General features: G+C 57.9%; 9 protein-coding genes and 1 tRNA gene. 5 read left to right on the top strand and 5 right to left on the bottom strand.

The genetic code is table 11. The features are described 5' to 3' along the window. Positions 1-457 precede the first annotated feature (457 nt). On the top strand, positions 458-2,695 hold the full coding sequence (locus DB51_RS06515; RefSeq protein WP_156958261.1) for a SpaA isopeptide-forming pilin-related protein: 2,238 nt from the start codon (positions 458-460) through the stop codon (positions 2,693-2,695). Between the two features lie 222 nt (positions 2,696-2,917). Here the strand turns inward: DB51_RS06515 and DB51_RS06510 are convergent. Further along, a tRNA-Arg gene (locus tag DB51_RS06510) sits at positions 2,918-2,994 on the bottom strand. Between the two features lie 216 nt (positions 2,995-3,210). On the opposite strand from DB51_RS06510, the gene DB51_RS06505 reads away from it, so the two are divergent. The 3 genes from DB51_RS06505 to DB51_RS06495 all read left to right on the top strand — a co-directional run bounded on the left by DB51_RS06505 (position 3,211) and on the right by DB51_RS06495 (position 6,894). After that, positions 3,211-4,392, top strand: a complete 1,182-nt coding sequence (locus DB51_RS06505; protein ID WP_034252686.1) for a MalY/PatB family protein — start codon at positions 3,211-3,213, stop codon at positions 4,390-4,392. Positions 4,393-4,399: 7 nt separating this feature from the next. Beyond that, positions 4,400-5,665 (top strand): Na+/H+ antiporter NhaA, encoded by a 1,266-nt coding sequence (gene nhaA / locus DB51_RS06500; RefSeq protein ID WP_238548319.1) that lies wholly within the window; start codon positions 4,400-4,402, stop codon positions 5,663-5,665. Positions 5,666-6,087: 422 nt separating this feature from the next. After that, positions 6,088-6,894 carry an LOG family protein gene (locus DB51_RS06495; protein WP_423773422.1) on the top strand — a complete coding sequence of 269 codons (807 nt, stop codon included), beginning with the start codon at positions 6,088-6,090 and terminating at the stop codon, positions 6,892-6,894. 118 nt (positions 6,895-7,012) lie between these two features. On the opposite strand, the gene DB51_RS06490 is transcribed toward DB51_RS06495, so the two are convergent. From DB51_RS06490 to DB51_RS06480, 3 genes are all read right to left on the bottom strand, one after another. Beyond that, on the bottom strand, positions 7,013-7,684 hold the full coding sequence (locus DB51_RS06490) for an O-methyltransferase (RefSeq protein WP_034252683.1): 672 nt from the start codon (positions 7,682-7,684) through the stop codon (positions 7,013-7,015). A 138-nt stretch (positions 7,685-7,822) separates the two neighbouring features. Further along, entirely contained in the window at positions 7,823-8,851 is a 1,029-nt protein-coding gene (locus tag DB51_RS06485; RefSeq protein ID WP_051867342.1) for a succinate dehydrogenase/fumarate reductase iron-sulfur subunit, read from the bottom strand. 45 nt (positions 8,852-8,896) lie between these two features. Next, positions 8,897-10,867: an FAD-binding protein gene (locus DB51_RS06480; protein ID WP_034252680.1), complete on the bottom strand. Its 1,971-nt coding sequence runs from the start codon at positions 10,865-10,867 to the stop codon at positions 8,897-8,899. Between the two features lie 118 nt (positions 10,868-10,985). On the opposite strand from DB51_RS06480, the gene DB51_RS06475 reads away from it, so the two are divergent. Continuing rightward, positions 10,986-11,330, top strand: a complete 345-nt coding sequence (locus DB51_RS06475; RefSeq protein ID WP_034252677.1) for an MGMT family protein — start codon at positions 10,986-10,988, stop codon at positions 11,328-11,330. An 85-nt stretch (positions 11,331-11,415) separates the two neighbouring features. On the opposite strand, the gene DB51_RS09820 is transcribed toward DB51_RS06475, so the two are convergent. Further along, positions 11,416-13,095 (bottom strand): DNA-processing protein DprA, encoded by a 1,680-nt coding sequence (locus DB51_RS09820; protein WP_051867341.1) that lies wholly within the window; start codon positions 13,093-13,095, stop codon positions 11,416-11,418. Positions 13,096-13,165 lie beyond the last annotated feature (70 nt).

The following is a 13,165-nucleotide window of genomic DNA, read 5'->3' as shown; positions in this document are numbered from 1 at the left end:
TGATGTGATGACCAGTCCGTTCACGTTTGCCGGTGGTACGTCGTGCGCCTGGGGGCCGTGTAACACGTTTGATGCAGGTACTGCTAATGATGGCGTGGCGTCGTATGAGTCGTATGTGGCTAGGGTGTCTCGTCACTTGGGTTCGAATACGTATTATTCAGATGTCGAGTTGGAACAGGTGGGTGCTGCCTCGCCGTTGAATGCGGTGTGTACAAATGCTGTTGGTTGCACGGGTAGATACGACGCCGCGGGCCCTAACGGTCAGCAAACCTCAGTTGGGTTGTATCGTGCGTTTCCGTTGTCGACCGGTGATATGGCTGAGTATTTCAATGTCAGCGATGGCCTTGTTTCCGATGACAGAGCGAAGCGCCGGTGCTCTGCCGGTTCTTGTAACAATGGGGCATTGGGCTCTTGGTTGCGCTCTGCTCGGTGGGATATCACGAATATAGCGTTCCATGTGGATAGCACCGGTTCCGTGCCCCGTGACTATACGTACTGGGCTGATGACGGGTTGCGGCCCGCTCTTCGTCTGAATTTTGAAAACCTGTTGCTGTCGGCGCATAGTGGGGACCAGTCTCAGGTGTTGAATGCTCCGAATAGCGCTTCTCCTGATTCGTTGCGGTTGACGTTTGTGGATGCTGGGACGAGTGTGGTGTTGACGGGGAAGCCGACTATCGTGCAGGTGTCCGGTGGCAAGTGGGAGTTGAAGAATCTTGCAGGGGCGTCGGACTTGACGGATGCTGAGGGTATTAACGTGCAGTCTGGGTTGGGGTGGAAGCTGGTTGACCCTACTGATGATTCGGGCAAGGTGGTGGCTTCGGGTCGGACAAATCGTGATGCGGCGGCGAAGTCGGATGGCAATATGGTGGTGCCGTGCGAGACGTTGACGCCTGATAAGGCTTACATCTTGTCGGTGTGGGGTCAGGAGGATGGTTCGGATACGGTGGGTTGGTCGAATCGTGCGACCAAGCCGGTGACGGGGACCGTGACGGCGGATGGTGATGGTGTGTGCGCGTTGGATATCAGGAACCCGGTTTCCTATGGTATCGAGCTGACGGGCACCACGGCGGGCACGTTGACGGCGTACAGGATTGGTGATTACCAGGACGAGGTGTTTGACCAGACTGGTGCGTTGAAGAGTGTGCGTTTGGATACTTCTGAGGGTTTGGGCACGGTGTTGAAGGATGCCGCTGAGATTGCTGGTGGTTCGAATGTGGATGCGGATAATCCTATTGGTTGGGTGGCGGCGAAATGGCTTGGGTATCCGACTGACCCGTTGAGTGATGATGTGACTTCGGCGTTTAGTCCGTATGCGGGGAGTTTGCAGTTGTTTGCCCAACAGTTGGCTGGTAAGAGTGATGCGGAGCTGGGTGGGGTCAAGAGTATGCCGCTTGCTGGTGTTTCTGGCTCTGCAACGCTTAAGGTGTCTGGTCCGGGCTTGTATCTGATCGTGGATTCCACGCAGTCGTCTGGTGGTTCTTTGCCGATTATCGTGGGTACGAAGGTCTTCAACGAGGCTCTCGGTGATGAAGGTCGTTTCGTGGATTTCGTGGACGCCGGGGTTAAGGGCAAGCCTCGCCTTGGCCAGGCGGCGTTGAAGACCACGGTGACGGATATTGCGAAGCGGATAGTGAACGATGCGGGTATGGATGGCTTCGATGTGGGCTCCGAGGTGGAGTTTGAGATAGCGTTGCGGGTGCCTGACTTGAGTGGGTTCTCGTCGGTGTCGTATGACTCGTATGTGTTCGATGTGGCTGATGTGGCGGCGTCGGGGTTGACGTTGCCTGCTGATGGGTCGGGGGTTGAGGTGTTCGTGGATGCGCTCTCGCCCACCCAGCCGCAGACTTTGCCGCCCTCGTCGATTGTGGTGTCTGGTGATAAGTTGTCGGTGGACGGGTTGAAGGTCTTGTTCGCGGAGTCGGACGGCATTAGTGGTGTGCGGAATAAGAACACGGTGCCTGCGGGTTCGTTGATGCGACTCCGGTACAAGGCGGTGTTGAGTGCGTCGGCTGTGGTGTCGTCTCCTGTTGAGGGGGAGTCGTTGAAGCCGAATGTGAATACCGCGACCCTGACCCGCTCCCGTATCGGCGAGGTATCCAACGGTTGGACGGATGCGGGTGCTGGTTTGGAGTCGAAGGCCGCGACGGCGAACGCCTACACGTTCAAGCTGGACGTGGTGAAGCTGGACAAGGATGACCCGTCCAAGAGGCTTGGTGGCGTGGAGTTCGAGGTGTCCCGTGACGGGCAGCCGTTGAAGTTCGTGGGCTCTGATGGTGTGTATCGTCTGGCGGTCGATGGTGAGACGGGCAGTGCCACTACGGTGACCACCAAAGCTGACGGCACGCTGTCGTTGCTGGGCGTGGAGGCTCGTGAGCTCTCGTTCAAGGAGACCACGGCTCCTTCCGGTTATTTCGCGGTGTCGGATTTCGGGGTGGATATCCTTCCTGAGTGGGATGCGGATGCGACGCTGGTGACGAAGGTCACGTATGCCACGTCGGGCACGAACCTGGCCTACGTGTCCCAGGATGGTAAGCATGTCATGGTCCTTGACCCGGCGTGGAGTCTGGCGAACCTGCCCTACACGGGCGGTGTCGGCATTCTCGTCCTGCTCGTCGTCGGCGGCCTGATGCTCGCGTTCGCTATCCGCCCGTACTACCTGTCGAAGCGTGCCGAACGAGACGCGAATCTGGTCTGACTCTTTCCTCGGAACTGTGTGCATTAGCACGCGAAGCCAGTAAATTATCTGGCTTCGCGTGCCGATACACGCAGTCGCATTCCATGTTCCAGCTGTGTGGTGCTGCAGTGATTCGAGTGGGTTGCAGACGTGATACTGACGCTTGGGTGAGGGGTGCGTCAATTCACAAAAGGAAGTCGGAGAAAAGTAAAAGCCTTGGAATCTCAAGGATTCCAAGGCTTCTGGTGCGCCAGACAGGATTCGAACCTGCAACCTGCTGATCCGTAGTCAGCTGCTCTAATCCATTGGGCTACTGGCGCATGTTGTCCGCATGCCGAAGCTTTTAGGCAACTCGAATACAATAGCTCGGTCGACCGTGTTTTGCAAACCGGTGTGTCACGAATCTCCGTCAAGTGTGTGCGCAATACCGTTACCGAGTGTTCCGACCAGAGCTGTAGCATGAACCGAGTGTTGCAATACCGCCAGATGGCAGGAATACCTGAGCAATACGGGGCATAGCGTTGGAGAGGGATAGCATGTACGATTTTGACACCATCATCGACCATCATGGTTGGGCTTCCGAGAAGTGGGCCGAAGTGCGTGAGGTCATGGGGCCGGAAAGTGATGATGTGATTGCGCTTTCGGTTGCGGATATGGAGTTCAAAACTGCCCCGGAAATTCAGGAGGCCCTCCATCGGGCGGTGGATACCGGCATCTACGGTTACGAGTACTGCACCGATGCCTATTACGCGGCGGTGCAATCCTGGATGCTTCGGCACCATCATTGGGATATCAAGCGTGAGTGGATTTCCGTAAGCGACGGGGTAATGACCGGCGTATTTACGGCCTTAAGAGCCGTGACCCACCCGGGGGATGCCGTCATCATCCAAAGACCCGTGTATTACCCCTTCACCAATGCGGCGGTGCGCAACGGTCTGAGCATTCTCGACAACGAACTGGTGCTCGGCGACGATGGACGCTATGTGATGGATTATGCCGATTTGGAGTGCAAAGCCTCCGACCCCCGATGCACGGCGATGTTGCTGTGCAACCCCCACAATCCTGTGGGACGTGTATGGAGCCGAGACGAACTGTCTACGGTGGCACAGATATGTCTGCGTCACGATGTCACGATGCTGGTCGATGAGATTCACGCCGATTTCGCTTATGACGGGCATGAAGTGACCATGTTCTCCACCCTTGGCGGGGACGTGGCCGCCAACTGCATCGAGTTCACGGCACCTAGCAAGACCTTCAACCTCGCGGGATTGATAACCTCCAATGTCGTCATCTCCAATCCTGAGTTGAAACGGCGATTCGACATCGCCGCCGACAACGTCGCAGGTCTCAGCGTGAATCACTTCGGTCTTGTGGCGTGTCAGGCCGCGTATGAGCATGGAGAGGCATGGCTGAATGAGCTGCGCGGATATCTCGACGGCAACCTTGATGTGTTGAGAAGCTTCGCTGAGGCACAGGAGGGTGTGACGCTCGTGGAACCCGAGGGAACCTATCTCGCATGGCTCGATTGCCGGGGACTGGGTATGGGCAGCGACGAACTGCGCGACTTCATGCGCAATCGTGCGCGGGTGTTCTTCGACGAAGGAGCGCTGTTCGGCGACTCCGGCAAGGGTTTCGAGCGCGTGAATCTGGCATGCCCGAGAACGATGCTGGAACAGGCGTGTTCGGGAATCGCCCGTGCGCTTGGCGAACGAGGATAGACGAGGAGTGGCAGTCAATCGAATTCTTGCAGACTTCAAAGGTAAGCTCCTAAGGCTGGCGGAATCGGAACGGGGGAGCGGAATCCTGACGCTGCTGTGCGCCGTCATCGCTCTGGCTCTGGCCAATATGCCCTTCACCGCCGAAACCATGAGACGTGTTGCCGAGTATCCCATCGGCATACCCTTCAGCAATATCGACCTCACGGTGAGCCACTGGATTCAGGATGGCGTGCTCACAATCTTCTTCCTGGTGGTGGGATTGGAGCTGAAGCAGGAGCTGCGCAACGGGTCGCTGAGCAATCCGAAGCATGCGGCGGTGCCGATGATCTGTGCGGTCGGTGGAATGATTGTGCCACCGGTGCTCTTCATCTCGACGCTCTCGCTGTGGCCGCGCGGAGCGGACGGTCTGCTCGTTGGCAGCGCTTCGGGAGCCACTGGCACGTTCTCCGCCCTGGCGCAAGGCTGGGCCATACCCACCGCGACCGACATAGCCTTCTCTCTTGCGGTGCTGGCGATTTTTGCAAAAGCTCTGCCGCGAGCCATCAGAACATTTCTGATGACTTTGGCGACCGTCGACGATTTGCTCGCCATCATCATCATCGCCGTGTTCTTCTCACACGTGAATGCATGGTATTGGTTCGTGGGTATAGCCGTATGTGCGGCGCTATGGCGCTGGCTGATTCGTTTCAAGCGTGTGCCGTGGCTGCCAATTGCCCTAATCGGGGTACTGACATGGGTAATGATGTTCGAAGCCGGTATACACCCCACACTTGCAGGGGTGTTGGCCGGGCTGCTCACCCCGGCTAGAGCGGTGCATAGGGAAAAGCGCTCCAGGGCTGAACACTACGCGAAACGCATGCTGCCCTACTCGTCATTGATAGCGCTTCCGGCATTCGCCTTGTTCACCACGGGAGTGGAATTGGGTTCCGCGGGCTTCGGACAGCTGTTTTCACCGGTGGTGTGTGGTGTGGTGATTGCACTGTGCGTGGGCAAACCCTTGGGAATCATATGCACCGCATGGCTCTCGACAAGAGTGCTGAAGCTCTCGCTTCCACAACATCTGCGTGTGGTCGACCTTATCCCGATGGCGGTCGCCTGCGGTATCGGTTTCACCGTCTCGATGCTGCTGACATCCCTGTCATACCAGGATGCTCTGCTCATCACGGAAAGCAGGATAGGGGTGTTGCTGGCCTCGGTGATTGCGGCGGTCGTATCGGCATTCATGCTGCATGCCCAGGCTAAGCGATATGACGAGCTTGGTGCTGTGTCATAGATACAGCGGTATGAAAGGACGCCTGACCGATTCGCCCTTAGCCAGCAGCCATGTTGAGTGAGATAACTGCATCAACAGGACAGCATTGTGCTACGAATTCACGGAAATGCCGTCCTTTGATGCAGTTATCGTACCGGGCCTTACGAGCGCCGGATGAATTCCAGCTGAATTGTCTGTGTGGGTTGTCCACCCGAGCATCGCAACAGGCTGAACAAAAGGAATCATTGATACCCTAGTGGTGGGAAAATCTCAAGGGAGCGCGAATGGCGAAAAAGTCTCATAACAAGACCATGACTACGAAGAAAGCCGCTTCGGCGAAGAGCGGCAAGCACGGCAACAAACCCGCGAATGCAAAGAAGCATGGGGACAATGACATGAGTGACATCTCCGTTGAAGGAGAGATGTCACAGACGGACGCATCAGTGCAGCATCAGGCAGATGAAGGCTTGAACGACAACCAGCGCACGGATGCACCCGAGCAGCAGGAATCACAGTCACCACTTGGCGATACCTATCATCGGGGCCCGGTCATCATGCGCGGGCACATGATTCCGAAAGACAACACCACAGGGAACCTTCTCGCACCGGTCAGCAGCACGGACTGGCTGCACATGGACCCCTGGCGGGTGATGCGCATCCAATCGGAGTTCGTCGACGGATTCGGCGCCTTGGCTGAACTAGGACCGGCGGTGTCGATATTCGGCTCCGCACGGACGCCACGTATCGACCCGGTGTATAAGGCGGCACGGCATATGGGCAAGAAAGTCGCACAACGCGGCATCGCCGTCATCACCGGGGGAGGCCCCGGAGTGATGGAGGCTGCCAACCGAGGTGCCGCGCTCGCAGGCGGCAAGTCCGTCGGTCTCGGCATCGAACTCCCTCACGAGCAGGGTGTGAACAGCTGGGTGAATCTGGGCATTAGCTTCAGGTATTTCTTTGTGCGAAAGACCATGTTCGTCAAGTATTCCTCGGGCGTCATCATCTGCCCCGGAGGTTTCGGGACTCTGGACGAAATGTTCGAACTGCTGACGCTCGTCCAGACCAGCAAAGTGTCAAGCATCCCCGTGGTGTTGTATGACAAGCAATACTGGCAGGGGCTGTTCGACTGGTTGAACACCACGGTTATGGAAAGCGGCATGATTTCTGCGCTCGACCCGGAGCGGGTGCTTGTGACTGACGATGCGGACGAGGCTGTGGATGTGGCCACCAGCGGTATCGGAGAGCACTGAGTCCACACGCGATTTGGATCATCGGTTCGTAGGCTGATGAACGTTCCGGTCTGGGAACAGAACATCAGGCTGCGACCGCCAGGCATCACATCATTGAGAGTACATGACGGTCGATGGGTCAGTGATGCGTGGCGATGAGCATTCCTGTGCCGACCGGTATGAGGGTGCTGTCTGTGGTCTCGTCATCGTCGACCATGCTCAGCAGTTTGCGCAGCTCCAGGGTTTTCGCATCACGATCGACCGGGTTGAGCAGCCCTCCCTGTGAATCGGATGCCTGGAATCCCAACATATCGGTGAATACGGTCGCTCCGCCTTGTTTCAGCAGGCGTGATGACTGTTGATAGCTGGCAAGGTAATTCGAGGCGTCGCCGGTTACGATGATGAGGTCGTAATCCTCCGCGTTCAACCTAGGCAGGAACACTCCTGCAGAGGCGTTGACCGCGCGCATGCGTGTGTCGCTCTCATCGTCGAGGTCGTTGAAGATGGCCCGGATGACTGCTGCACCGTCAGAGCTGGAGTCGACGACCGTGAGTTGTCCGCCTCCTTGAAGGGCATCAATGATTTCAACGGTTTCCACAGCTGCAGCCGTGCCGACGAGAATAATCGACCGGGCCCCGGTGAGCCTTATCAGTGTATTGAGGAACGAGGCTTGTGCCGCGGAACCCTGTTCATGTCCCTGCGACTCGACCTTGCTGCGGATTTCCTGCAAATAGCTGCGCTGCTTGTCAACCGCACGCGACTCGATGAATTCCCAAGCCTTGGAGAGGTTGGTGTAAGAGGTTTTGTTCATAATGTCATACTCTAGTGGTGTTGGTGCTGGATGTCTTGTCGCGGCAGAGCCGGTTCTGTGAGCTTTGAATGAGATAACTGCACTAAAAGGACAGCTTTTCCGAGAAATCATTGCCCAAAAGCTGTCCTTTTAGTGCAGTTATCTCCCAGAGGGCCGGAGTTCGACCAGCTTCCACATCTCTTCTCCTACGTCTATGCCTTTCGGGCAGTGACGGGAGCATGCCCGCACGGATTGGCAGGCGGCGATGCCGTCAGCATCGCTGATATCGTCGAGGCGTTCCTTGGTGGCATCGTCACGAGAATCGTTGATGAACCGGGAGTTGATGACAAGGGCCGCCGGTCCGATGAATGCCTCTCCACCCGCATAAACCGGGCAGCTTCCCTCGCACACGCCACAGGCAATGCAATTGCTGAGCAGCTCGAATCGCTGCAGCTCCTCAGGACTCTGCAGATATTCGAACATGTTCACCGCGCCATCCTGCGTGGTGTGAAGCTGCCCGCTGGCCTGGAGGTAGGGTTTGAGCCTTTTGATCTGCTCCATCATCTGGTCGATATCGGCAATCAGGTCGCGCTGAACCGGAAACCCGGGGAGTGGAGCAAGGTCGACCGTCATGGCTTCGGCACCGTTATGTTGGGTGCCGTCTTGTTCGTTGCTCGTACCGAGACCGTCGAAGCCTGCGGACGGGGCTGTATGCTCTTGGATTTCGCACTGTTCGTCATTCTTTGCGCTCGGTCCTGCGGAAGTCTTCAAAGACACACCGGTCTGGCGGAATCCGCTCGAGTCGGTGGCGTGAAGAGGCGTATCCTTCTTCGCCCAAGCCGCCACGGTCGCCGTACACAGCAAAGTCGGTGTGCCGTTGATGCTTACGGCATCCGACCCGCACATCCCGTGACCACATGAATAGCGGAAGGCCAGGGTCGGGTCGATATCGCGCTTGACTGCCAGCAGACAATCCAGAATCGTGTCCTGCGGATATACGTTCAGCTGATATTCCTGAACCCACTGCTTACCCCGTTGCCGTTTGCGCTGTGCGAAAGGAGAAGAAGCGCTTTGAGCGGCGAAAGGATTGCGTTGCTTCCTTGCTCGTTCCTGGCGAGGGGTGAATCTCGTAACGCGAAGGGTCAGAGCGATAGAGCCGTTGGACCGCTGTGCTGGTGTTGTCGTCATCGTTCCCTTCCTCTCTGTATACGGTCATCGAGTGCCGGAGACATATCAGTACTCACGCCGGGCGGCCGGCACGTCGAGGATATGCACCGGCTGCCAACATAGCTTACCCTCCGTGTCGATCATCGAATGCGCCAGGAATCTCGTATCGTCACGTTCCGGGTAGTCGCGACGTTTCAACGAGCCTCGTGACTCCAAGCGAGCCGCCATCGCATTCAGGACGGCCTTGGCCAGGGTGAACAGGTGCTCGGCTTCGAAAATCGCAATGAGCTCCTGATTGTATGCGGCGGACTCGCTGTGCGCCTTCAACCGCCGGACCCTCGAGCTGAACTCCTGCTCCAGAAGGTGTCTGGCACTGTCGATGCTCTGTTGATCGCATGACACGGCGACGTGCTCTTCCATCAATGCGCCGAGGTCGGCCATCACGCGGTAGGCGTTGTCGGCATCGGCACCGGCAAAACCGTCGGCTTTGCTGTTGTGCGTGGATGCTCGCAGTCCCTTTTCCTGCTCATCCATCGCCGTTGCTTGGTCGTGGTTGCCGTCTGCGGCAGGATGCAGCAGCGTATCCAGACGTTCCTGCCATGCGGTGATGTCGGTTGGGGGAATCATACTGCTGTGACCGCTGTCTGGCCCATTCGAGTCGCCGTCAACGTCGTGGAGAAGGTCGCGGGCTATGCTCTCCCCGGCATGCGTGCCGAAGAGGCAGGCGTCGAGCAGGGAATTACCACCCAGACGGTTGGCGCCATGTACGCCGACGCATGAGCATTCACCGGCGGCGTAGAGGCCGCCGACGACATGCCGTTCTCCGTTCTCCCACGTATAGACGCGGCCACTGGTGTCAATCGGTATGCCGCCCATGGTGTAGTGGGCCGTCGGCTTGACGGGTATCAGGTCCTTGCTCGGGTCGAGACCGGCGACATCGCGGATGGTTTCGCACACCTGGGGGAGGGTCGCTTCCATATGGGCAGGGTCGAGGGCACGGAGATCGAGCCACACGCAGTCTTTCGGACCATTGGTCTGGCGCGGATCTGGAACGCCCCGTCCGGCGAGCACTTCCTCGCGAATCGCACGGCATACGACATCTCTGGCGGCGAGGTCGGCGTGTTCCGGTGCATATCGTGCCATGAAAGCCTCGCCATCGGCATTGCGCAGAACCCCGCCTTCCGCTCTGGCTGCTTCCGAGAGCAGAATACCGGTATGAGCCAGACCAGTGGGATGGAATTGGATGAATTCGGCATCCTCAATCTGCAGTCCGGCGTTCAAGGCAAGGGATAGGCCGTCACCGGTCAGGTCCCAGGAGTTGGAGGTGGTGGTGAACAGCCGGCCTGCACCGCCCGTTGCCAAGACCACATGAGTGCCGTTGATGCCACGCACCGTGCCTGTCCGAGTGTCGACGGCGATGACGCCATTGACACGATTGACGCGATTGACGTTTGCAGCGCCGTCCGTTTCGCTGACGTCACGTGTATCCAATGACAAATCGCATACATACCAATCCTCGGCGAAGTGCACGCCCAAGGCCACGCACTGCTGCCAGAGGCTGTGCAGTATCTGATGTCCGATTCGGTCTGCGGCGAATGCGGCACGTCGAACTGGGGTGCCGCCGAAATCGGATGTGTGGCCTCCGAAACGCCTTTGCGCGATATGGCCGTCCGGCGTTCGAGAGAAGGCGACCCCATCATGTTCCAGACGGATGACCGTCGAGGGCGCCTCCTCGGCCAGAAGACGAGCCGCATCCTGGTCGACCAGCCAATCGCCGCCCTTGATGGTGTCGAAATAATGCCAATGCCAGTCATCCTTGTCGACATTGCCCAGACTTGCGGCGATGCCGCCTTCCGCCGATCCGGTGTGCGCGCGCAACGCCTGAAGTTTGGAGATGACCAGGACTTTGGGAAGTGTGCCGGACGTCGAGGGTGAGCCCTGCCATGTGCGCAGCAATGCGAGGGTTGCGGACAATCCGGCGGCCCCCGAGCCTACGATGACGGCGTCATAATATTCTTCAAGCTCACTCGAATCCATGACACCGATTGTTGCACAACAGGCGGAGAGGGCATCAGCATTTCTTGTCAGCGTCCGGAGCGTCGCCCTGCCGAATGACTGTCGAGCACCTGTCGAGCGCCACGTTGAAGATGGTGCTATGGCAGAACTCAATTTTTCCCAACGTGTGTATGAGGTTGTGCGCAGGATTCCGGAAGGAACAGTAGCGACCTACGGACAGGTCGCGGCTTTGGCGGGGAATCCGCGTAATGCGAGAATCGTCGGATATGCTCTGCATGTGAATCCGGAACCCGGGGTGATTCCCTGTCATCGCGTGGTGTTTCGGGATGGTTCCCTGGCACCGGGTTTTGCCTTCGGAGGACCGGAGCGACAGCGCGAATTGCTTGAAGCCGAGCATGTGCGATTCATCCCTAAAGGGGGTGCGGAAGCGGCGGGTGCTCAAGGGTGGCGTGTGGACCTCGAGCGGTGCCAATGGGATGCCTGACGGTCTTCTGCTGCGCAGGGTGATGACGTATGCCGAATCTGCACGAATGAAGCGGCACTGAACAACGATGGCGTATGCGTCACAGTCATGGCGATTGCCGATTCCCGGGCGTGACCGTCTTGAGCAGGCCTCTGTTGTCGTAGGCGATGAATCCTGCGATTTCCAAGGTCCCGAGTGCCGTCAATACCTGCTCGATGGTCGGCGGCGTCTGTGGTGGTGAAGAGGTATTGCCGTACAGGTTCCCCTCGGTGTGGCGCCGATTGAACATGGTCAGTAATGTTTCGACTCGCAACGGCCGATTCGAGGATGCTGTGCGAATGATGGACAGCAGGCTGTGCTGAAGGGGCGTGAATGTCGTATCCGTACTGCCCGTTTCGCTGCCGTTGCCTGTATGGTTATCGGCTACCGGTGTTGATGTCGCCTGTTGAGGAAACAGACCTCCGATAGGCAAACTTGTGGTGCCCGCCCTCTTCTTTGATGAGCGTCGCATGGGTTCGTGCCGATGGGGGACGAGGTTCGCCACTTCTTCGGGTTTGAGTATGGATTCGGCCTTATGATCTCGAATCAGGGCATTGCAGCCCGCATTGTTCGGAGTGGTTATCATGCCCGGGACGGCATAGACCTCACGGCACAGCATATCCGCCCAATGAGCGGTATTCAACGCCCCCGAACGTACTCTGGCCTGTGTCACGACCACCGAGCCTGCCAAGGCGGCGATGATGCGGTTTCGGAAGAGAAATCTCGGTGCCGCAGGTATGGTGTCGGGGCTCAGCTCACTGAGCAGCGTGCCGCCGGATGAGAGTATGGCTTCGAAGAGTTCGAGATTTCGGGCAGGTCCCATGTGGTCGAGCCCTCCTGCGAAGACGGCGACGGTCATCCCCGATGAGTCAGCATCGTCCGGCCTTCTCTTTCTGGATGTTCCGCTGCGACAACTGATTGCAGCGTGATGCGCGCAGGCATCCGCACCGATGGCACCCCCGGAAATCACGACATGGCCTGCGTTGCCCACTGCGCAGGCTATGGCCTGTGTCACCTGCCGTCCGTAATCGTCCAGTTCGCGTGAACCGACAATCGCAACGGGTTGTTGACACAGCGCCAGCGTTGAGGACTGGCCTTGCCCCCATAGGCACAGAGGAACAGGCACATAGGCACGCAGGTGCAGATCATTCAGAAGCTTCGGCCAGTGCGGATGTTCCGGGGTAAGTATCCAATACTTTCCACCTGCGGTGATCCATGCATGGAGGTCCTCATCGCGAAGGTCGGGTATCTGGGCATATCGAACGAGCCAGCGGTCCATCCTCGTGGTGAATGACCTGCGCCCTGTGTCAATATGTGAGGGTTCGACTTCAGTCAGGTATTCCATGAAGGCATGTTGCAAACGTTGCGCATACCGTCCGGTTCCGGGAGTCTTGCAGGAGTATTCCCGCCTGAGGCAATCGAGGATGGCGGCAGGTCCTTCCATCTTGCCTTTCATGCTGGCCAGGACCAAGTTGTGCATGATGGGGTCAGGACCATCGGCGCAGTAGCTCAACAATGCCCTGGCAAGTGTGTCTTCCATGTCGGGAATCGCGTGGTCGTGCTGTTGCAGGGCAGGCTTCGCGGATTCACTTACTGTCGTGTCAGCTGTCGTAGCCGCTGTTGAGGTCATTGTCACGGCTATTGTCGAGGTCGAGCACGGTGAGTCGTGTTGCGATGCCTGGTGTGGATGTTCCTTGGCATCCGTCGCTTCTCGTGCCGTGTTCCCCTCGCGGGGGTCGTCATTCATGTCCTTGATTCCCTTTCGTGGTGAGGTGATAGTGCGGTGATGGTGGGTTATGTCGGGGTGATGGTGAGAA

The organism is Bifidobacterium crudilactis (assembly GCF_000738005.1).
Taxonomy (GTDB): Bacteria; Actinomycetota; Actinomycetes; order Actinomycetales; family Bifidobacteriaceae; genus Bombiscardovia; species Bombiscardovia crudilactis.
The sequence above is the reverse complement of the archived record's forward strand: the minus strand, read 5'-3'. Positions and strand labels throughout refer to the sequence as shown.

What these genes read in the sequence shown, in the direction of transcription:
- DB51_RS06505 (WP_034252686.1), top strand. Translation starts at nt 3,211, where the DNA reads ATGTACGATTTTGACACCATCATCGACCATCATGGTTGGGCTTCCGAG.
- DB51_RS06490 (WP_034252683.1), bottom strand. Translation starts at nt 7,684, where the DNA reads ATGAACAAAACCTCTTACACCAACCTCTCCAAGGCTTGGGAATTCATC.
- DB51_RS06485 (WP_051867342.1), bottom strand. Translation starts at nt 8,851, where the DNA reads ATGACGACAACACCAGCACAGCGGTCCAACGGCTCTATCGCTCTGACC.
- DB51_RS06480 (WP_034252680.1), bottom strand. Translation starts at nt 10,867, where the DNA reads ATGGATTCGAGTGAGCTTGAAGAATATTATGACGCCGTCATCGTAGGC.
- DB51_RS06475 (WP_034252677.1), top strand. Translation starts at nt 10,986, where the DNA reads ATGGCAGAACTCAATTTTTCCCAACGTGTGTATGAGGTTGTGCGCAGG.
- DB51_RS09820 (WP_051867341.1), bottom strand. Translation starts at nt 13,095, where the DNA reads ATGAATGACGACCCCCGCGAGGGGAACACGGCACGAGAAGCGACGGAT.